This window comes from Rhizobium sp. BK060 (assembly GCF_014193145.1).
In the GTDB taxonomy this organism is placed as follows: Bacteria; Pseudomonadota; Alphaproteobacteria; order Rhizobiales; family Rhizobiaceae; genus Rhizobium.
In genome coordinates this window covers 129,729-149,557 of the sequence record NZ_JACHYW010000011.1, presented here as the reverse complement: position 1 = coordinate 149,557, position 19,829 = coordinate 129,729, and the positions used below count along the sequence as shown (strand labels likewise).

Genomic DNA, 19,829 nt, shown 5'->3' with positions numbered 1-19,829 from the left:
ACTTCCCTCTCCAACCGCGGGGCCGCGATGGCGGCCCCGCTTTCCGGCTCAACGAAAACGCATCAGAGGCGGCAGGCCCGTCTCACAGTATGCTCTTTCGTTGCCCCGATTTCAGTTCAATGTCAGGCGGATTCAATATGAGCATCTATACCCTCGACGATCTCAAGCAGGATGTTGCCGACGGGCGCATCGATACAGTTCTGGCGTGCCAGGTGGACATGCAGGGCCGCTTGATGGGCAAGCGCTTTCAGGCTGAATACTTCCTCGAGAGCGCATGGAAGGAAACGCACAGCTGCAACTATCTCGTTGCCACCGACATGGAGATGGAAACCGTCTCCGGCTACAAGGCGACGAGTTGGGAAAAGGGCTATGGCGACTACACGATGAAGCCCGATCTTTCGACGTTGCGCCGCATTCCGTGGCTCGAAGGCACAGCGCTCGTGCTCTGCGATCTCCTCGACCACCACACGCATGAAGAGGTGCCGCACTCGCCGCGCGCGATCCTGAAGAAACAGGTCAAGCGGTTGGAAGACATGGGCATGAAGGCGTTCATGGCCTCGGAGCTCGAATTCTTCCTGTTCGACCAGACCTACGAGTCTGCGCATGCGTCAGGCTATCGCAACCTGAAGCTCGCCAGCGCCTATAACGAGGACTACCACATCTTCCAGACAACCAAGGAAGAAGAAGTCATGCGGGCAATCCGCACCGGCCTTCAGGGCGCCGGCATTCCGGTCGAAAACTCCAAGGGCGAGGCGTCCGCGGGCCAGGAAGAAATCAACGTCCGCTATGCCGACGCACTGACGATGGCCGATCGCCACTCGATCATCAAGAACGGTTGCAAGGAAATCGCCTGGTCGAAGGGCAAGGCGATCACCTTCCTGGCGAAGTGGCACTACAATGCCGCCGGCAGTTCGTCGCATATCCATCAGTCGCTCTGGAGCGCTGACGGCAAGACGCCGCTCTTCCACGACGAGGGGGGCAAGTACGGCATGTCGCCGCTGATGAACAACTACGTGGCCGGTCTTCTCGCCCACGCGGGCGAGATCACCTACTTCCTCGCGCCTTACATCAACTCGTACAAGCGCTTCATGGCGGGCACCTTTGCGCCGACGAAGGCAATCTGGAGCAAGGACAACCGCACGGCCGGCTATCGCCTCTGCGGCGACGACACCAAAGCGATTCGTATCGAGTGCCGTGTCGGCGGCTCCGACCTTAATCCCCATCTCGCCTTTGCCGCGCTGCTTGCCGCCGGCATCGATGGCATAGAGCAGAAGATGGAGCTCGAGGCGCCGTTCGTCGGCGACGCCTATGGAGCACGCAGCGTCCGCGAGATCCCGCGTACGTTGCGCGCGGCAACAGTCGCCATGACGGAATCGAAGATGCTTCGCAATGCCTTTGGCGACGACGTCATCGACCACTATACCCGTGCTGCCCAGTGGGAGCAGGAAGAATACGATCGTCGCATCACCGACTGGGAAGTGGCGCGCGGTTTCGAAAGAGCATAATAGGCGTAGCCAAAGCCGGATGGCGTCCTGTCATATGATCTCCATATCTGAGGAGATTGTTGGGGGCTGCCGGTTTCGGCACGCGAAAACATAGGATGAAGATCATGGGAATGATCCAATGCATTTCACCGATCGACGGATCGGTTTTCGCCGAGCGGCCGGCGCTTTCGCTAGAGGCGGCGAAAGAGGCGGTGGCGCGTGCGCGCAAGGCGCAGAAGGCCTGGGCGAAGCGGCCGTTGGAAGAGCGCGTTCAACTGGTACTGAAGGGCGTCGCGCGCCTTAATGAAATGTCCGACGTCGTTGTGCCGGAACTTGCCTGGCAGATGGGCCGCCCGATCCGCTACGGCGGCGAGTACAAGGGCTTCAACGAGCGCTCCAACTATGTCGCTTCGATCGCCGCCGATGCGCTCGCGCCACTGGTTGTCGAGGAAAGCGACAAGTTCGAGCGTCGCATCGAACGTGAAGCGCATGGCGTTGTGTTCGTCGTGGCCCCCTGGAATTATCCCTACATGACGGCGATCAACACGATCGCGCCGGCGCTGATGGCGGGCAACACGGTCGTTCTGAAGCATGCGTCACAGACGCTGCTGGTTGGAGAGCGGCTGGTGCAGGCTTTTGTCGAGGCCGGCGTTCCCGAGGACGTCTTCCAGAACGTGTTCCTTGACCACGAAACGACCTCGGCGCTGATTGCTGCGGGCAGCTTCAACTTCGTCAACTTCACCGGTTCGGTCGAAGGCGGCCGCTCGATGGAGCGGGCGGCAGCCGGAACGTTCACAGGGCTCGGGCTAGAGCTCGGCGGCAAGGATCCGGGCTACGTCATGGAAGACGCCGACCTCGACGCGGCGGTCGATACGCTGATGGACGGCGCGACCTATAATTCCGGCCAGTGCTGCTGCGGTATCGAGCGCATCTATGTGCATGAATCGCTCTATGACAGCTTTGTCGAGAAGTCGGTCGCCTGGGTGTCGAACTACAAACTCGGCAATCCGCTCGATCCTGAGACTTCGCTTGGCCCGATGGCCAACAAGCGCTTTGCCAAGGTCGTGCGCGAGCAGATCGCCGATGCCGTTTCCAAGGGCGCCAAGGCGCTCGTTGACCCCAAGCTGTTCCCACAGGACGATGGCGGCGCCTATCTCGCACCGCAGATCCTCGTCAACGTCGATCATTCCATGGCCTTTATGCGCGAGGAGACCTTTGGTCCTGCCGTCGGCATCATGAAGGTGAAGAGCGACGACGAAGCCGTTACGCTGATGAACGACAGCCAGTACGGCCTGACGGCTTCGCTCTGGACGAAGGATCCGGAACGGGCAGGGCGGCTCGGCCGCGAGATCGAGACCGGCACCGTTTTTATGAACCGCGCCGACTATCTCGATCCGGCTCTGTGCTGGACCGGCGTCAAGGAAACCGGCCGAGGGGGTTCGCTGTCGATCATTGGCTTCCACAACCTGACGCGTCCGAAATCCTACCATCTGAAGAAAGTCACAGCATGAGCAGCAACATCACAGCCAACTGGAGCTACCCGACCGCCTTCAAGCTTGGCCGGGGCCGCATCAAGGAACTGGCAGACGCCTGCAAGAGCCTCGGGATGAAGAAGCCGCTGCTGATCACCGATCGCGGCCTGGCTTCCATGGCGATCACCAAGACCGCGCTCGACATTCTCGAAGATGCCGGCCTTGGCCGCGCGATCTTCGCTGATGTCGATCCGAACCCGAACGACAAGAACCTCGAGGCTGGCGTTAAGGCGTTCAAGGACGGTGGCCATGACGGCGTCGTTGCCTTCGGTGGCGGCTCGGGCCTCGATCTCGGCAAGTGCGTCGCGTTCATGGCCGGCCAGACACGGCCGGTCTGGGACTTCGAGGATATCGGTGACTGGTGGACGCGCGCGAGCGTCGAAGGCATCGCGCCGATCGTGGCCGTCCCGACGACGGCCGGCACAGGCTCGGAAGTTGGTCGTGCCAGCGTCATCACCAATTCCGAAACGCATGTGAAGAAGATCATCTTCCATCCGAAGTTCCTGCCGGGCGTCGTCATTGCCGATCCGGAACTGACCGTCGGCATGCCGAAGATCATCACCGCTGGCACCGGCATGGACGCCTTTGCGCACTGCCTGGAAGCTTATTCCTCGCCCTTCTATCATCCGATGTCTGCCGGTATCGCGCTGGAGGGCATGCGCCTCGTCAAAGAATTCCTGCCGCGCGCCTACAGGGAGGGCACGGACCTTGAAGCCCGCGCCAACATGATGTCAGCCGCCGCCATGGGCGCTGTCGCCTTCCAGAAGGGTCTCGGCGCCATTCACGCGCTGTCGCATCCGATCGGCGCGGTCTACAACACCCATCACGGGATGACGAATGCCGTCGTGATGCCAGCGGTATTGCGTTTCAATCGTTCGACGATTGAGGAGAAGATTGCGCGCGCCGCGGCCTATCTCGGCATCTCCGGCGGCTTCGACGGCTTCTATAACTACGTCCTGCAGCTTCGCTCCGAGCTCGGTGTTCCCGACAGCCTGTCTGCGATGGGAATCAAGCCGGATCGAATCGATGAACTTTCGGCAATGGCGATCGAGGACCCGAGTGCTGGCGGCAATCCGGTCAAGATGACACTCGAAAATACCAAGGCACTCTTTAAGGATTGCTTCTGAACTTAAAGAAGACGGCGGACCTGAACTGGCCCGGAAAGCCTAGGCTTTCCGGGCTTTTTTTCAAGGGCGTCGCGATTTCGCCAGAGTGCAAGAAATGCTGGCCGCAATTTCAGGTGTCACGTTTAGGAGTTGTTAACCATAATTAGAAAGGATGCATTAACCGCACGATGCTTCCGAGAGTGCGCGGCAGAGCCATAGAAAGGCTCACATTTTCCCTTCGAGGACCGAACATGCCAGTCATCACTTTCGCAAACACCAAGGGCGGCGCTGGCAAGACCACAGCCGTACTTCTTCTCGCCACCGAGCTTGCCCAGAAGGGCTATCGGGTGACAATCCTCGATGCCGATCCGCAGCACTGGATCACGCGGTGGCATGAAGTATCCGGGCATGTGGCGAATATCTCGGTGATCGATTTCGTCACGTCGGCGTCCTTGCCGCTGCACATATCGGAAAACAAGCACAATACGGACTACTTCATCATCGACCTTCCGGGCGCGCGCAATCCGCTGCTTGCGACGGCAATCGGCCTTTCCGATCATGTCCTGATTCCCATCCAGGGATGCGCGATGGACGCCCGTGGCGGAGCGCAGGTCCTCGAGTTGCTGCAGTATCTCGACGAGAAGGCGGGTATCCGTATCGGACACTCGGTTGTGCTGACGCGCGTCAATTCGATGGTGACGACGCGAGCGCTCTCGATCGTCAAGTCGTTGCTGAGTGAGCGTCAGGTCCCGGTCCTCGACACCGCGATCATCGAACGCTCCGCCTTCCGCGATATTTTTGACTGCGGTGGCACGCTGCATTCCCTCGATCCGGCTCGCGTCAGCAACCTCGACAAGGCGCGGGACAACGCCCGCTGTTTTGCTGAGGAGATCATGGGCAAGGTTCCAGTGAAGCTTCCGGAACCGGCACGCAGCACTGGCCCGCTGATCCGTTCAGCTGCCTAGCGACAACTGTCAGCAAAACAAAAATGCGCCCTTTGCGGCGCATTTTTTCTTGATGGAACGGGCTGGTAGATCAGTCGGTGAATTCGACTGTCACGCCGGGCTTGACCATCTTCGCCAGTTCGGTGGCATCCCAGTTCGTCAAACGGATGCAGCCGTGGCTCTGGGTGCGGCCAATCTTCGATGGTTCCGGCGTCCCGTGGATACCGTAGGTCGGCTTGGAAAGCGCCATCCAGACCGTGCCGACCGGGCCGTTCGGACCCGGCGGAATGTTCAGGATCTTGTCGTTGGCGCCCTGCTGGAAGTTGATCTTCGGATTGTAGGTGTAGCCCGGATTGAAGGCGACGCGCTCGACGGTCACCGTACCGGACGGCGAGGGCGTATCGGTGGAGCCAATTGAGGCGGGGTAGGCGGCGACGAGATTGCCGGCATTGTCATAGGCAAAGACCTGCTTGCGGCCCTTGTCGGCGATGATGCGCGCGACCGATCCGGCCTTCACTTCACCGGGATTGACGACCTTTACGATCGTGCCGGGCACCGTGAAATCGGCGCCCGGATTGATTTCCTTCAGGAAGCCTTCGTCCATATGGAAGCGCTCGGCGAGCATTTCCGTCGTGGAGGTGTAGCCGAGCGATGACATCGCAGCCTTATGCGCGTAGTCCTCCGGGATTTCCGCAACGTACGGGCCGGCGGCATCCGCAGGCGTAATGGTGTAGCTGACGAGCGGCAGACCGCCACTCATGCGCAACTGCTCGAGAATTGCGTCGGTGTTGTTTGGGTCGAGCGTCTCGCCCGTCATCTGCTGATAGGCGTAGATCGCCTTGGTGACGTTCGCGCCCATGTGGCCATCGATCGCGCCAGGGGACACTCCGGCGCGGTCGAGGAATACCTGCAATGCGACGATCTCGGACTTCGACTTGTTCTTGAGCGTGATCACCGGCTCCTGAGACGGCTTCGGCTGCAACATTTCGGGCGTCTGCTGATCCTGCTCGATGGACGCATAGTCGTCGCCGCTTTGCGGATAGGGTTGGTCATCGAGCGGCTGGCGGTCGACCGGAGCGTTGCGCGGGATCGAGCCGGTCACGGCGCCCCGCTCAGCGTAACGACCATCGCCGTAGGGATCGTCGCCATAATAGGCATCGTTGTTGTACGCGTCGCGCACCGGCGGGCGTGGGTAATAGCCGCGGGCCCGCATCTCGGTCGCGATCACATTGCCATAGGGATCGACCAGCACGCGGTTGCCGCGTCGATCACGCGCGTAAGCCGCGCCCGACGGGACATAGTCGAGGATGTCACCGTTGGGCGCCACGAAGACGACGTCGCCTTGGCGTCCGTTGTAAAGCTGCTGCGCATCGGCAGATGGCGCTGCGATAGCGATGGCGAGCAGGGCAGATGCGGCAGACAATCCCGTTATTACAAAGCGATTCACGTCTTCATACCCTTCAGTGACTTGGCCGACACACACCTGCGAATTTTGACGCTAGTGTGGAATTTATGAGATCGTGCTGAACAAAAGATAAAAATCCCGTGATTTCTCCTTTAGTCATGAACATTTGGAGCGACTAGTCGGTTCCACGCGGCAAGGCGCGCCGTCGTGATTGACGAAATCCCTGCCGAGACATAACGGTGCGCAAGCCGCTACCGGGAGGACGTTGAACGATGATCGAATTTGCCGCCGCCAGAGGGCCGACACTGATGCTGGACGAAACGTCGCTGATGGATATCGGCGGATGTGTCGTCGATGGCGTCGACATCGCTCCCAAGAAGGCGGTCCCCGACGACGGCGATGCGCGCATATCGCATTCGGTCGAAGGCTTTCTCTTTACCTGCGGGCCGGACCATATCCGTCACCGCGAACCGATTCCGGGACGGGCGGACGGAAAGGTCTATCCTTTGCACGGGTCCGGGCCCGGGCACGCAGCCAAGGTTCTCTGGACGAAGTTTGACAATGGCAATGCCGAGTGCCGGGCGGATATTGATATCGTGACGGTCGAGGGCTTGTCGGTCCGGATCGAACGCCAGTGGTTCATCGACGGCAATACGGGGGAGGCGCGCCTCACGGACAAGGTCGTCAATACGAGCGACAAGATCGTTCCGACCTTCCTGATGTACCACATGAATATCGGCGGCAAATGGTTTGATGCCGGCACGCGCCTCGAAGGCAAGATGCTCGAGGGTGGTGGCTTTCCGTGGAATTTCGGCGAGGAGCCGGCTGGTATCTTCTGCGTCGAGGCGCCGGCAACGGAAGGCGGCTTTGCCGAGGTACGGCTTGGGCCGATCGCCGCAATCGGCGGCAAGGTTCTCCGAGTGCGCGTCCTTGCCGAGACGTTGCCGCACCTGCAGGTCTGGCGCAATCAGAAAGCGCCCGCCGACGTCCTTGGAATCGAGCCGGTATCGCATCGCTGGGTGTCGCGTTCGGAGTTGGAGGCATCGGGCGATTTCGTCATGCTGAAGCCCGGAGAGAGCCGACATTATGCGCTCAGCTTCGCCTTCGTTTGAGTGATCTGCGGTTGACGCTGGGCATGGGGCGGCGTAGTCATTCAGCCCACGATTTCAGGAGGATTAGCGATGGACATTCGCCAGATCGACGACGAGTATTCGGTTTCCGGTCAGATTTCGGTCGAGGATCTCGATCAGATCAAGGCCCTGGGCTTCAAATCGATCGTCTGCCATCGCCCCGACGACGAGAGCCCCGATCAGACGCCATATGCACTGGTAGCAGCGCGCGCCAAGGAACTCGGCCTCGATATCGCACATGTGCCGGTCGGCCCGATGGGTGTTACCGAAGAGGCGATCACGGGGATGGTTGATGCGCTCGATGAATTCGCGCGCCCGATGCTCGGCTACTGCCGCTCCGGCGCCCGCTCGACCGCGATCTATCAGAAGACGCACCACATTCGCGCCTAGTGCCGATCGGCAAACCAAATCCGGCGCCGCTCGATTCCAGCGGCGTCGTTCGTTTCGCAAACAGGAGAACATCATGAGCATCAAGCGTATCGACGCCGGCGCCCGCATGAGCGGTGCAGTTGTCCACGGCAACACCGTTTACCTCGCTGGCCAGGTCGGCGAAGGCGAAAGCGTCACCGAACAGTGCAAGTCGGCGCTGGCCGAAGTCGATCGTCTGCTCGCTGCAGCCGGCTCGAACAAGTCCAAGATCCTGCAGACCTTGATCTATCTTTCCGACATGTCCTACTTCGCCGAAATGAACGCCGCCTGGGAAGCCTGGGTCGATCCAGCCAACACGCCGGCTCGCGCGACCAGCGAAGCCAAGCTTGCTGCGCCGAAGTACAAGGTCGAGTTCACGGTTACAGCCGCCCTCGACTAAGTCGGCGGCATTGCGATTTCGAAGGCCGGTGGGTTCGCTCACCGGCTTTTTGTTTGGGCAATTTCGGAAAGCGTACGCGTCGGCGTAATTGCTTCCGGATCAAGCTTTACCTCAATGATCGAGGGCTTGCCGCTCGCCCGTGCGCGCTCGAAGGCGGCTGCGAAGCTTTCCGTCGTCTCGACTGTTTCCCCATGGCCACCGTAAGCGCGCGCAAGCGACGCAAAGTCCGGGTTCGTCAGATCGGTGCCACTGACGCGACCGGGATACTCGCGCTCCTGATGCATGCGGATGGTGCCATATATGCCGTTGTTGATGACGATGGCGATGATCGGCAGGTTGTAGCGAACGGCGGTCGCAAATTCCTGGCCGTGCATCAGGAAACAACCGTCCCCGGCGAAACAGATGACCTCGCGTTCGGGAAAGAGCTGCTTGGCAGCAACCGCGGCCGGCAGGCCGTAGCCCATGGAGCCTGATGTCGGTGCCGCCTGGGTGTTGAACTGACAGAAACGATGGAACCGATGCAGCCAGGTGGCATAGTTTCCGGCACCGTTGGTGAAGATCGCATCGGGGCGCGTATTTGCCTCGATCCACTCCATGATCGGTCCCATATGGACTGGGCCGGGACCGCTTTGCGGCGGTGTCGACCACGCAATGTAGGCCTGATGCATCCGTTCGGTGCGCTCCGCCCATCTGAGTTCGCTTGGTGCCTCGAGATCAGCAAGATCCGCAACGAAATCACTCGGGCTCGCGCAGATTGCGAGGTCGGGCCTGTAGACACGGCCAAGCTCGGATGGATCGGGATAAATATGGACAAGCGATTGCTGCGGGTAGGGGATGTCGATGAGCGTATAGCCGGAGGAGGGCATTTCCGACATGCGCCCGCCAAGCAGGATCAGCAGGTCGCTCTCCTTGATTTCCTTCGCCAGTGCGGGGTTGATACCGATGCCGACATCACCGGCATAGTTGGGGTGGAGATGATCAAACAGCATCTGCCGACGGAACGAGCATCCGACGGGCAGGGCGAAGCGTTCCGAGAAGGTTTTCAGATCGGCGACCGCATCCGCATCCCAGCGTGTGCCGCCGACGATGACCACCGGCCGCTCCGCCTTCAGCAGTCGCAGGTAAAAGTCGTCAATCTGACGACGACCGGGATGCGCTTCGACGCGCAAATAGCGCTTGGCGCGGGGCGCCTCCACTTCGTCGCGCAGCATGTCTTCGGGCAGTGATAAGACGACGGGGCCGGGACGGCCTGACGTGGCGATCGCAAATGCGCGGGTGACGAACTCGGGAATGCGAGCAGCATCGTCGATCTCGCCCACCCACTTGCTGAATTCGGTGAGGGCGCGGCGGAACTCGACCTCCTGAAAAGCCTCTCGCTCGCGGGCGTCGCGCTGGACCTGCCCGATGAAGAGGATCATCGGAATGGAATCCTGCCTGGCGATATGCAGCCCGGCCGTGGCGTTCGTGGCGCCAGGCCCGCGCGTTACCATGCAGATGCCGGGCTCGCCGGTGAGCCTGCCCCAGGCATCGGCCATCATGGCCGCGCCACCCTCCTGACGGCAGACCACCACGTCGATGTCGCTGTCATAAAGCGCATCGAGAACGGCAAGGAAACTCTCGCCGGGCACGCAGGAGAGGCGTTTCACCCCATTCGCTTTCAAGGCCTCGACGATCAGTTCCCCGCCGGTTCTTTTCATGATGATCTTTTCTCCTCCAGTTCGGCGAGCTCCGCCAGAACCTCCCCCTGATGCTCTCCCAGCCGCGGGCTCGGCCGCTCGTAACGCAAGGGCGTCTGCGACAGCACGACCGGCGTCCTCACGCCGGGAATGACGGTACCCTTTGCGTCGGCGAGATCTACCCGCAACCCACGCGCCTGAATTTGTGGATCCGCAAACATTTCCTCGATGGTATTGATCGCGCCGGCCGGAACGGCGTCCGTCTCACAGGCCCGCAGCAGGTCGGCCTTCTGCCATCTCAACGTTTCGGTCGAAACCAGCCTGCGAACCTCGTCACGGTTTGCTACGCGCGCCTTGTTCGTCGAAAAGCTCGGATCGTCGGCAATGCCCTCAAGGCCGAGGATCGCGCACAGGCGTCGGAACTGGCCGTCATTGCCGACCGCGAGGATCAGATAGCCATCGGCGGCCGGCACGACTTCATAGGGCGAAATATTCGGATGCGCGTTTCCAAGTCGCGTCGGGGCGCGGCCGGACACGAGATAATTCATGTTCTGGTTGGCGAGCACGGCCGACTGGACGTCGAGCAGCGCCATGTCGACCAGCTGCCCTTCGCCAGTCCTCTGCGCGTGGATGAACGCTGCCTCGATGGCTGCGACCGCGTAAATGCCGGTAAAGATGTCGGCGATCGCAACGCCTGCTTTCATCGGCTGTCCGTCCGGCTCGCCGGTGATCGACATGAAGCCGGACATGCCCTGAACGATATAGTCATAGCCTGCCAGGCTGGCATAGGGACCGTTCTGGCCGAAGCCGGTGATCGAGCAATAGACGAGCTTTGGGTTGGTCTTTTTCAGGCTCTCGTAGTCGAGACCGTACTTCACGAGCCCACCGAGCTTGAAGTTCTCGATGACGACATCGGCCGTGGCGATGAGGCGGCGGACCAGCGCCTGATCTTCTTCGCGCTTTAGGTCGGCGGTGATCGAACGCTTGCCGCGGTTGGCAGCGTGGTAATAGGCGGCGGAGAGGTTTTCGCCGTCGGCACCCTCGACAAAGGGTGGTCCCCAGTGCCGGGTGTCATCGCCTCCCTCCGGGTTTTCGACCTTGATCACGTCGGCGCCGAGATCGGCCAGCATCTGGCCCGCCCATGGACCTGCAAGGACCCTCGCAAGCTCGATGACGCGTATGCCGGACAGCGGCGGCTTTTGGGGCTGATTGTCTGTCATGTTCCTCCCACGAGCAGATCAGGGCGCCAGGGCCGATTGAGGTGTATCGGATACCGGCTTCGATGCAAAGCGTCGCTCGCGCCAGATGATGTACAAGCCCGATGCGATGATGATGAAGATGCCGAGCCACTTGAGCGCATCCGGAAAGTCGCCGAAGACGAGCCAGGCGAAGACGGTCGCCGACACGATCTCGAAATACTGCAGCGGTGCCAATGTCGAGGCGGGCTCTGCGCGGTAGGCATAGACGCCGAAGATGCCGGCGACGGCAGCCGTGACACCGACGCCGAGCAGGTAGAGATAGCCACGGCCATCCGGCATCACCGCGTCAAAGACGTCGGAACCCGTCGCGCTGCCGAAAGCCAGCAGGATGGCGCACAACAGTAGACCCCAGATGCCCATCTGAAGCTGCATCGCCCACGGATCTTCCCGATGCGAAAGCACGCGGGTCATCAAGGCGAAGATGGCGATGCACAACGCGCTGACGACAGGCAGAAGTGCGACGTAGCCGACCTCTTGGAAGCTTGGCTGGATGATTAGCATCGCGCCGAAAAATCCGACGCCGCAGGCAGTGTAGCGGCGCCAACCGATTGTCTCCTTGAGGAAGATGCTGCTCAGGATCGTCAGTATGATGGGTTCGACGAAGAAAATCGCGATCGCATCGGCAACCGGCATGTACTTCAGCGTCGTAACAAAGGAGACCATGGAGATGGTTATGATGGCGCCTCGAATGGCATGAAAGATGTTGGCGCGCCAGGAAAAGGTCTTCCAGCTTGCGCGCCAGATGACGATCGGCAGCATGCAGAGGGCCTGCACGACGAAGCGCGCGGCCGTGATTTCTGCCGCGGGAATCGTAGCTATTGCGAGCTTGGAAAAGATGTCGATGATCGGGGATACAAGCACCGACAGGAACATCAACAGAATGCCGGTCGACACCTCCGAAGCGGCTGCGGGGCGGGAAGAGATGCCATTGTCCATCGCGAAATCCTTCGGTTCAGGATCTTGCGATCGCTTCGTCGCACCAGTCAGCGAATGCAGCGATGGCCGCGTCCGCTCCAATTTCATTCAGCGTTTCGTGGCGCATGTCCTGATATATTTGCGTCGTGATACGGGAGAAGCCACGGGCTTTCAAATGGTTTGACAACCAGATCACCGCTTTTCCGCCATCTGTTGCCGGATCCTGCCCGCCGCCGACAAGATGGATCGGCGTCTGCTTCGGCAGTCGTTCCAGATGCGTCATTCGCGGGGCGCGAAACGTCAGTTCGAAAATATCGAGCCAGAGTGACACCGAGGCATCGAAGCCGCACAGCGGGTCCGCGATATACTTGTCGACTTCGGCAGGATCGCGGCTTAGCCAATCGAAGTCGGTTCGACGGCCGGCGATGGATTTGCCCCAGGTGCCGAAGGTGAGCTTCGGCAGGATGCCGCTCGGAACATCAGAGCCCTTCAGTGCACGTTCGGCGAGCAGGATCGCTTGCGCGGCCCGTCCTGATATGCCGGGGTTGAAATTGGAGTTCCAGACCGCGAGGGCGTCATATTTCTCCGGATGGGTGAGCGCCGCGTTAAGCGCAATGAGGCCTCCCATCGAATGTCCGAAAAGAATGACGGGTAGACCGGGATACTGCGTCACGGCGTGGTCGCGGACCGAACCGACATCATCGATCACCTGCCGGATGCCTTCCTTGCGCGCAAAACGCCCGATCGGTGCGTCGGCCGCGGTCGTCTCGCCATGTCCACGGTGATCGAAGGCAAAGACATGGTAGCCACGAGCCGCTATCGCCACCGCAAAACGGGCGTAACGCTTGGAATGCTCGGCCAGTCCATGGGAGACAAGGATAATTCCGCGTACCTCGGATTGCGCCGGTTCGTGATGAAATCCAAGCGAAGCGTTCGCCGTTTCAAGGCGTTGCGTATCTGCAAACATCATATCCTCCCATTGGCGGGAGAAGATCAGATCGCCCGGGAAATGCAACACATCCAAATATTTATGCGACCGGATTTTCGCATCCTACGGATTGAGGGTTGTGAAAATAAAGCCGGCGTGATTTCTTGTTCATGAATTGTTCCTTGTGGGGATGAAAATGAGCAATCCATTTCTGCGTATGGCAGTATTCCTGATTGCGATCGCGGCAGCCGGCCTTGCGGGAGCCCAGGATGGCGCTGGAAGAACGCGCTTCATTCTGGCTGCCAGCTGGCAGCCTGCCTTTTGCGAAACCAACCAGCGCAAACCGGAATGCAGCAGCCAGACCAAGGACAGGTTCGATGCGACCAATTTCTCGCTGCACGGGCTATGGCCGATGCGCAAGGATTATTGCGACGTCTCCGGCGACCTGCGCGCCGCGGACAAGGACGGCGACTGGAACAAGCTGCCGGTGGTGGAGCTGTCTGCTGCGACCAAGACCGCACTCGCAAAGGCGATGCCTGGAACGCAATCCGGCCTGGAGCGGCATGAGTGGATCAAACACGGTACCTGCACAAAGCTGAGTGCCGACGACTATTTCGCCACGTCTGTCCGGCTGATCGACGAGCTCAATGCTTCGGCGGTCCGCGATCTGTTCGCGGCCAATATCGGCAAGCCGCTGACGGCGGAGGCGATCAAGGCCGTATTTGATAAAAGCTTTGGCGCTGGCGCCGGAGATCGCGTCAAGATGAGCTGCCGGCGTGCCGGCGGAAACCGCGTCATCAGCGAACTCACGATCGGTCTTTCGGAAGCCGCGACATCGAATGGCGAAACGAGCCTGCGCGACCTTATCCAAGGGGCAGGGCGGACGTCGTTCGGCTGCAATGAGGGCGTCGTGGACGCCGCCGGCTTTTGATCCCGCTCACCGAAAACCAAGGCCGGTCTGTCGACCTTTAGGCCATACGAGGCGACTAACAGAACAGCGTGCCAGGTTCCGATCCCGACGACGGTCGCAAAAGCCTCCGGATTTTGGCCGTCGCGCGTTGCTCCTTTGGCGCAATTCGCCTACATAGCGGCAAAACTTAAATCCCCCGCGGAGCGAATTATCAATGGCACGTCAGTTCATCTACCATATGGCCGGCCTCAACAAGGCTTACGGCAACAAGAAGGTGCTGGAGAACATCCACCTTTCTTTCTATCCGGATGCCAAGATCGGTATTCTCGGCCCGAACGGTGCTGGTAAGTCGACCGTGCTGCGCATCATGGCGGGCCTCGATAAGGAATATACTGGCGAGGCATGGCTGGCCGACGGCGCAACGCTCGGTTACCTCGCGCAGGAACCACAGCTCGATGCCTCCAAGACGGTCCTTGAGAACGTCATGGAAGGCGTTGCGCCGAAAAAGGCGATCCTCGACCGCTACAACGAGCTGATGATGAACTACTCCGACGAGACGGCGGAAGAGGGCGCTAAGCTCCAGGATGTCATCGACAGCCAGAACCTCTGGGACCTCGAAAGCCAGGTGGAAATGGCGATGGACGCGCTGCGCTGCCCGCCCGGCGAGTCCTCGGTCGAAAAGCTCTCGGGTGGCGAGAAGCGCCGCGTCGCACTCTGCCGCCTGCTGCTCGCCCAGCCTGATCTGCTGCTGCTCGACGAACCGACCAACCACCTCGACGCCGAGACCATCGCCTGGCTTGAAAAGCACCTGCGCGAATATCCGGGCGCCGTCTTGATGATTACCCACGACCGCTACTTCCTCGACAACGTCACAGGCTGGATCCTCGAGCTCGACCGTGGCCGTGGTATCCCGTACGAAGGCAATTATTCGGCCTACCTGCAGGCGAAGGCGAAGCGCATGCAGCAGGAGGGCCGCGAAGAGGCCTCCCGCCAGAAGGCGATCAGCCGCGAGCAGGAGTGGATCGCCTCCAGCCCGAAGGCCCGTCAGGCGAAGTCCAAGGCCCGTATCCGCGCTTACGACGAACTGGTCGCTGCGGCCGACGCCCGTCGCCCCGGCGATGCGCAGATCGTCATCCCCGTCGGCGAGCGTCTCGGCCAGGTGGTTATTGAAGCGGAGAACCTCACCAAGGGCTACGGCGATACCATGCTGATCGAGAACCTGACCTTCAAGCTGCCGCCCGGCGGCATCGTGGGTGTCATCGGTCCGAACGGTGCCGGCAAGACGACGCTGTTTCGCATGATCACCGGCCAGGAAAAGCCTGATAGCGGTGACATTCGTATCGGTGAGACTGTCGACCTCGGCTATGTCGACCAGAGCCGCGACGCGCTCGCCGGCAACAAGACCGTCTGGGAGGAAATCTCCGGCGGTAACGACATCATCAAGCTCGGCAAGCACGAAGTGAATTCGCGCGCCTATTGCGGCGCCTTCAATTTCAAGGGCGGCGACCAGCAGCAGAAGGTCGGCACGCTTTCGGGCGGTCAGCGCAACCGCGTGCACCTGGCCAAGATGCTGAAGGCCGGCGGCAACGTCATTTTGCTCGACGAACCGACCAACGACCTCGACACGGAAACGCTGGCAGCCCTTGAGGATGCGCTCGAGAATTTTGCCGGCTGCGCCGTTATCATCAGCCACGATCGCATGTTCCTCGACCGTCTGGCCACGCACATCCTCGCCTTTGAAGGTGACAGCCACGTCGAGTGGTTCGAAGGTAACTTCGAAGAGTACGAGCTGGACAAGATCCGCCGCCTCGGGGCCGATTCGGTCAATCCGAAGCGCGTGACCTACAAGCGCTTGACGCGCTGATCATCGGATATTGGTTTTAAGCGTTGAAGCCCCGGTTCGCCGGGGTTTTTTTGCGCGCATTGATGTCGCGATCCGAGCAGCTAATTTCGTGAACGGATTGAATTGCATCTTGCCACGTCCTCTCGATTCACATAAAGATATCTTTATATGTTGATTGGATCGGATATGGGTGAGCCTATCAGACTCGGACTGGATGCGTTGGTGGACGTCCTCAGGGCGGCCGGTGAGCCGACACGTCTACGCCTGCTGGCCCTGCTCGCGGCAGGAGACCTGACGGTCACCGATCTTACCGAAATCCTCGGCCAGTCCCAACCTCGCATCTCTCGCCACCTGAAGCTGCTCGGCGAAGCGGATCTCATCGACCGCTACCAGGAGGGCGCCTGGGCCTATTTCCGGCTGCGTCAGGATGGCAAGGCAGTCCTTTTCGTGCGCAGCCTGTTGGCGCATGCTTCCGAGAATGATCCGGTGATCCTGCGTGACAGCGAGCGCCTGGCTGCGGTGAAGCGCCAGCGGGCGGAGCGCGCACAGGCCTATTTCAGCCGCAACGCCGCCGAGTGGGACGAGCTTCGCCGGCTGCATGCCGCCGATGAAGAGGTCGACGCCGCCGTCATTCGGCTGCTCGGCAGCCAGCCGATTGAATCGCTCCTCGACCTCGGCACGGGGACGGGTCGCATCCTTGAACTCCTGTCCGGCCTCTATCGCCGGGCGATCGGCGTGGACGCCAGCCGCGATATGCTGAGCGTGGCGCGTGCCAATCTCGACAAATCAGGGATCACCAAGGCATCCGTTCGTCAAGCCGATATCCTGAACCTGCCGTTCGAGGCGCAGGATTTCGACGTGGTCACGATCCACCAGGTGCTGCACTTTTTCGATCAGCCCGAGATCGCGATCTCCGAGGCGGCGCGTATGCTGCGGCCGGGCGGGCGGTTGGTCATCATCGATCTGGCGCCGCATGGGCTGGAATACCTTCGTGACGAGCATGCGCATGTTCGCCTCGGCTTCTCGCATCAGTCGATATCCGACTGGCTGCGGAAGGCGGGGCTGGATGTCGAGCAGGTCGTCGACCTTCATCCGGGTCATCAAAGCGGGCAGGGGCTCACCGTCACCGTCTGGCTTGCGCGCGACCCCCGGCGTCTCATAGCCTCCTCAGCGAGCGAAGGCGCCGAACCCATATTTGCCGGGAGATAATCATATGGCTTTGAACAGCGCCGCGCGCCGCAAGATCGGTATTTCCTTCGAGTTCTTTCCGCCGAAGTCGGAAGAGATGGAAGGTCAGCTGTGGAACACGGTCAGCGAGCTGCAGGACTGGGATCCCGACTTCGTATCGGTAACCTACGGCGCCGGTGGCACCACCAAGGCACCGACGCTGGCAACCGTCTCGCGCTTTCTCGCCGAGACTCCCCTTGCCACCGCATCGCATCTCACCTGCGTCGGGGCGACGAAGGATGAAACGCACAGCGTCATCGAGACCTTCCGCAAGGTTGGCGTCAAGCATTTTGTAGCGCTTCGCGGCGATGCTCCGGGCGGCGTCGGCGCGCCCTACCAGCCGCATCCCGGCGGCTATGCAAACGCGGCGGCATTGGTTGCCGGACTGCGCGAGATTGGCGATTTCGAGATTTCGGTCTCTGCCTATCCCGAGAAGCATCCGGAGAGCCGCGATACCGCTGCCGACATCGACATGCTGAAGCAGAAGGCGGACAACGGCGCGACCCGGGCACTGACGCAATTCTTCTTCGACAACGACAATTTCGAACGCTATCTGGAGCAAGTGCGGGCCGCCGGTATCAATATTCCCGTTGTGCCGGGCATCATGCCGATCCAGAACCTGACGCAGCTGAAGCGCTTCGCCGGCGCCTGCGGCACTCTCATACCGGCGTTTCTGGATGAGCGCTTTGCGGGCTTCGACGACAAGCCGGAAGAAAGAGCAAAGGTTGCGGCCGAGGTTGCAGCCGAACAGATCGAAGATCTGGCCCGTCGCGGGCTCACCGACTTTCACCTGTACACCATGAATCGTGCGCCGCTCGTCTCGGCCGTGCTGACCAATCTCGGCTTCACGCGGGACGGTGCCAAGAAGGCCGGTGCCGCCGCATAGGCTGCTCCTGTCGGAAGACAAAAAGAAAAGCGCATCTCCTCGTGGGATGCGCTTTTCCGATTCATTGAACTGTTTCGCTACTCAGGAGTCTCGGCACTGTTCAATCGGCACGACGTTCAGATGAAAAGCATTGTCAATACGAATGCAAACGCCGCGCTGACCAAAAGGACATTCAAGGATTGTGTAAGTCCCATGTCTGTCTCCTCGCGTTAACGGTGCGATAATATGTCGTGATTGTGTCGCTTGGAAAGCGGATTTTATACTGCACTGCGGCGAAAATGTCACATCGCGGACGCGGGGCCGCAACTAATTCACTGAAATTGCGAAAGAAATTCCCGCAGAAAAATATTCACAGATTTTAACCTGCCGTTAAAGTCGGCGATCCTGCCTTCACACTTGCGGCAAGATGAAGGCTTTGCCTGAAGCGTCTGAAACCATGGAATAATCCGCGCAAATGAAAAGGCCGGGTGTGAAGCCCGGCCCGAAAGCGTGCGCTCAAGATGCGCGATTAGAGGGAGTTAAGGAGCGTCGGCGTTGCCCAGCCGTCGGCCGGCATGCCGAGGCGCTGCTGCTCCTTCTGGATGGCAACGCGCGTGCCCGAACCCAGGATGCCGTCGACCTTGCCGACGTCATGGCCGAGCGTTCCGAGCTTCGTTTGCAGTTCCTTCATCTGATCATTGGAAAGGCCCTGTTCGGGCGCGCCCTTGAGATAGGGCTCGGCACCGGCGAGGCGGGTCCCAAAATAAGCGGCCGAGGTCGTGTAGATGAACGACTTGTTCCACTCGAGGTAGATCTGGAAGTTCGGGTAAGCGATGAAGGTCGGGCCGAGGCGGCCCTGGGGCAGGATCAGGTCGGCATGCAGGTTGCCGAAGCTCGTGTTACCGTCACGCGGCTTGACACCAAGGGCAAACCAATCGCCGGCCGTCATAGGGCCGCCAATACCGGATTTTTCCCACGGGAGGCTCTCGGGAAGTATGACCTCCTGAATCCAGGGCTGCCCCTTTTGGAAGCCGAGATGCTGGATGAATTTTGCTGCCGTCAGAATGGCATCGGGAGCGCTCTGCTTGAGGCGCACATGGCCGTCGCCGTCACCGTCCATCCCGTAAGCGACGATATCGCGGGGCAGCATCTGGACCTGACCGATCTCGCCGGCCCAGGCACCTGTGTTGGTTGCCGGCTCGAGATCACCATGCTGAACCATTTCAATAAGGGCGATCAGCTGCGGGCGGAACAACTCGGGGCGCCGGCAATCATGAGCCAGCGTCACGAGCGCGTTGCGGGTGTTGAAATCGCCCTGCACAGCGCCGAAATCCGTTTCCATGGCCCAGAAGGCCGTGATGACGCCGGCGGGCACTCCGAACTCCTGCTCGGCGCGGGCGAAGACATCCGCATACTGCTTCATCTTCTGGCGGCCGATATCGAGGCGGGCCTGGCTGACGGTGCGCTGTGAGAATTCCAGGAAGGTCTGCTTGAACACACCCTGCGCGCGGTCGCGGCTCAAGACCTTCTGGTCGATCTGTGCGCCTTCAAGTGCCTTGTCGGCGGCTTCTGCGGATGCGCCTGCTGCAATCGCGTCGGCCTTTACGCCGGCCAAGAACCCAGCGAGATCACCATCACATGCCGGGGCGGCCGCCTGCGAAGCCGGTGCACTCGGTGCCGGCGTCTGAGCGGCAGCGCCGGTGGCAAGACCGGCAGCAAAAAGGAGTGCAAGTGCCGTGCGGCTTGCGGGCGAGCGGTGCATAGTTTCGATCCTCGTCGTCAATGGAATTTCCGTCG

Annotated in this window: 17 protein-coding genes; 11 read left to right on the top strand and 6 right to left on the bottom strand. The window is 60.6% G+C overall.

Annotated features, from left to right (window positions below):
• Window positions 1–137 precede the first annotated feature (137 nt).
• The 4 genes from FHT71_RS14480 to FHT71_RS14465 all read left to right on the top strand — a co-directional run bounded on the left by FHT71_RS14480 (window position 138) and on the right by FHT71_RS14465 (window position 5,087).
• The gene (locus FHT71_RS14480) at window positions 138–1,505 is read left to right on the top strand and encodes a glutamine synthetase family protein (RefSeq protein WP_132590675.1); all 1,368 of its coding nucleotides are present in this window, start codon (window positions 138–140) and stop codon (window positions 1,503–1,505) included.
• Window positions 1,506–1,609: 104 nt separating this feature from the next.
• Complete coding sequence (locus tag FHT71_RS14475; RefSeq protein WP_007802383.1) at window positions 1,610–2,995, top strand: aldehyde dehydrogenase family protein; 1,386 nt, start codon at window positions 1,610–1,612, stop codon at window positions 2,993–2,995.
• Window positions 2,992–4,143: an iron-containing alcohol dehydrogenase gene (locus tag FHT71_RS14470; RefSeq protein WP_007802381.1), complete on the top strand. Its 1,152-nt coding sequence runs from the start codon at window positions 2,992–2,994 to the stop codon at window positions 4,141–4,143. Before FHT71_RS14475 ends, FHT71_RS14470 begins: the two co-directional genes overlap by 4 nt.
• A 230-nt stretch (window positions 4,144–4,373) precedes the next feature.
• Window positions 4,374–5,087: a ParA family protein gene (locus tag FHT71_RS14465; protein WP_245505486.1), complete on the top strand. Its 714-nt coding sequence runs from the start codon at window positions 4,374–4,376 to the stop codon at window positions 5,085–5,087.
• Between the two features lie 70 nt (window positions 5,088–5,157).
• Here the strand turns inward: FHT71_RS14465 and FHT71_RS14460 are convergent, their stop codons facing one another.
• Complete coding sequence (locus FHT71_RS14460) at window positions 5,158–6,513, bottom strand: L,D-transpeptidase (RefSeq protein WP_183720482.1); 1,356 nt, start codon at window positions 6,511–6,513, stop codon at window positions 5,158–5,160.
• Window positions 6,514–6,743: 230 nt separating this feature from the next.
• On the opposite strand from FHT71_RS14460, the gene FHT71_RS14455 reads away from it, so the two are divergent.
• From FHT71_RS14455 to FHT71_RS14445, 3 genes are all read left to right on the top strand, one after another.
• Window positions 6,744–7,583, top strand: a complete 840-nt coding sequence (locus FHT71_RS14455) for a DUF4432 family protein (protein WP_132590679.1) — start codon at window positions 6,744–6,746, stop codon at window positions 7,581–7,583.
• A gap of 69 nt (window positions 7,584–7,652) precedes the next feature.
• On the top strand, window positions 7,653–7,991 hold the full coding sequence (locus FHT71_RS14450) for a TIGR01244 family sulfur transferase (RefSeq protein WP_007802372.1): 339 nt from the start codon (window positions 7,653–7,655) through the stop codon (window positions 7,989–7,991).
• Between the two features lie 73 nt (window positions 7,992–8,064).
• The gene (locus tag FHT71_RS14445; RefSeq protein WP_007802370.1) at window positions 8,065–8,409 is read left to right on the top strand and encodes a RidA family protein; all 345 of its coding nucleotides are present in this window, start codon (window positions 8,065–8,067) and stop codon (window positions 8,407–8,409) included.
• Window positions 8,410–8,447: 38 nt separating this feature from the next.
• Here FHT71_RS14445 and FHT71_RS14440 read toward each other — a convergent pair whose 3' ends face one another.
• The 4 genes from FHT71_RS14440 to FHT71_RS14425 are packed head-to-tail and all read right to left on the bottom strand — an operon-like array spanning window position 8,448 to window position 13,226.
• Window positions 8,448–10,106 carry a thiamine pyrophosphate-binding protein gene (locus FHT71_RS14440; protein WP_183720479.1) on the bottom strand — a complete coding sequence of 553 codons (1,659 nt, stop codon included), beginning with the start codon at window positions 10,104–10,106 and terminating at the stop codon, window positions 8,448–8,450.
• The gene (locus tag FHT71_RS14435; protein WP_183720476.1) at window positions 10,103–11,305 is read right to left on the bottom strand and encodes a CaiB/BaiF CoA-transferase family protein; all 1,203 of its coding nucleotides are present in this window, start codon (window positions 11,303–11,305) and stop codon (window positions 10,103–10,105) included. The genes FHT71_RS14440 and FHT71_RS14435 overlap by 4 nt, the downstream gene beginning before the upstream one ends.
• Window positions 11,306–11,323: 18 nt before the next feature.
• Window positions 11,324–12,280, bottom strand: coding sequence for a DMT family transporter (locus tag FHT71_RS14430; RefSeq protein WP_183720473.1), 957 nt, complete (start codon window positions 12,278–12,280; stop codon window positions 11,324–11,326).
• A 16-nt stretch (window positions 12,281–12,296) separates the two neighbouring features.
• Window positions 12,297–13,226: an alpha/beta hydrolase gene (locus tag FHT71_RS14425; protein WP_183720470.1), complete on the bottom strand. Its 930-nt coding sequence runs from the start codon at window positions 13,224–13,226 to the stop codon at window positions 12,297–12,299.
• 157 nt (window positions 13,227–13,383) lie between these two features.
• Here FHT71_RS14425 and FHT71_RS14420 point away from each other — a divergent pair, with 157 nt between their 5' ends.
• From FHT71_RS14420 to metF, 4 genes are all read left to right on the top strand, one after another.
• Window positions 13,384–14,118: a ribonuclease gene (locus FHT71_RS14420; RefSeq protein ID WP_132590687.1), complete on the top strand. Its 735-nt coding sequence runs from the start codon at window positions 13,384–13,386 to the stop codon at window positions 14,116–14,118.
• Window positions 14,119–14,311: 193 nt separating this feature from the next.
• Complete coding sequence (ettA, locus tag FHT71_RS14415; RefSeq protein WP_007802357.1) at window positions 14,312–15,961, top strand: energy-dependent translational throttle protein EttA; 1,650 nt, start codon at window positions 14,312–14,314, stop codon at window positions 15,959–15,961.
• 165 nt (window positions 15,962–16,126) lie between these two features.
• The gene (locus FHT71_RS14410; RefSeq protein ID WP_132590689.1) at window positions 16,127–17,149 is read left to right on the top strand and encodes a metalloregulator ArsR/SmtB family transcription factor; all 1,023 of its coding nucleotides are present in this window, start codon (window positions 16,127–16,129) and stop codon (window positions 17,147–17,149) included.
• A 4-nt stretch (window positions 17,150–17,153) separates the two neighbouring features.
• Complete coding sequence (metF, locus tag FHT71_RS14405; protein ID WP_007802352.1) at window positions 17,154–18,053, top strand: methylenetetrahydrofolate reductase [NAD(P)H]; 900 nt, start codon at window positions 17,154–17,156, stop codon at window positions 18,051–18,053.
• 508 nt (window positions 18,054–18,561) lie between these two features.
• On the opposite strand, the gene FHT71_RS14400 is transcribed toward metF, so the two are convergent.
• Window positions 18,562–19,794, bottom strand: coding sequence for a lytic murein transglycosylase (locus FHT71_RS14400; RefSeq protein WP_183720467.1), 1,233 nt, complete (start codon window positions 19,792–19,794; stop codon window positions 18,562–18,564).
• Window positions 19,795–19,829: the final 35 nt, after the last annotated feature.

Coding starts and splice junctions, on each gene's coding strand:
- FHT71_RS14480 (WP_132590675.1), top strand. CDS start 138: ATGAGCATCTATACCCTCGACGATCTCAAGCAGGATGTTGCCGACGGG.
- FHT71_RS14475 (WP_007802383.1), top strand. CDS start 1,610: ATGGGAATGATCCAATGCATTTCACCGATCGACGGATCGGTTTTCGCC.
- FHT71_RS14470 (WP_007802381.1), top strand. CDS start 2,992: ATGAGCAGCAACATCACAGCCAACTGGAGCTACCCGACCGCCTTCAAG.
- FHT71_RS14465 (WP_245505486.1), top strand. CDS start 4,374: ATGCCAGTCATCACTTTCGCAAACACCAAGGGCGGCGCTGGCAAGACC.
- FHT71_RS14455 (WP_132590679.1), top strand. CDS start 6,744: ATGATCGAATTTGCCGCCGCCAGAGGGCCGACACTGATGCTGGACGAA.
- FHT71_RS14450 (WP_007802372.1), top strand. CDS start 7,653: ATGGACATTCGCCAGATCGACGACGAGTATTCGGTTTCCGGTCAGATT.
- FHT71_RS14445 (WP_007802370.1), top strand. CDS start 8,065: ATGAGCATCAAGCGTATCGACGCCGGCGCCCGCATGAGCGGTGCAGTT.
- FHT71_RS14440 (WP_183720479.1), bottom strand. CDS start 10,106: ATGAAAAGAACCGGCGGGGAACTGATCGTCGAGGCCTTGAAAGCGAAT.
- FHT71_RS14435 (WP_183720476.1), bottom strand. CDS start 11,305: ATGACAGACAATCAGCCCCAAAAGCCGCCGCTGTCCGGCATACGCGTC.
- FHT71_RS14430 (WP_183720473.1), bottom strand. CDS start 12,280: ATGGACAATGGCATCTCTTCCCGCCCCGCAGCCGCTTCGGAGGTGTCG.
- FHT71_RS14425 (WP_183720470.1), bottom strand. CDS start 13,226: ATGTTTGCAGATACGCAACGCCTTGAAACGGCGAACGCTTCGCTTGGA.
- FHT71_RS14420 (WP_132590687.1), top strand. CDS start 13,384: ATGAGCAATCCATTTCTGCGTATGGCAGTATTCCTGATTGCGATCGCG.
- ettA (WP_007802357.1), top strand. CDS start 14,312: ATGGCACGTCAGTTCATCTACCATATGGCCGGCCTCAACAAGGCTTAC.
- FHT71_RS14410 (WP_132590689.1), top strand. CDS start 16,127: ATGGGTGAGCCTATCAGACTCGGACTGGATGCGTTGGTGGACGTCCTC.
- metF (WP_007802352.1), top strand. CDS start 17,154: ATGGCTTTGAACAGCGCCGCGCGCCGCAAGATCGGTATTTCCTTCGAG.
- FHT71_RS14400 (WP_183720467.1), bottom strand. CDS start 19,794: ATGCACCGCTCGCCCGCAAGCCGCACGGCACTTGCACTCCTTTTTGCT.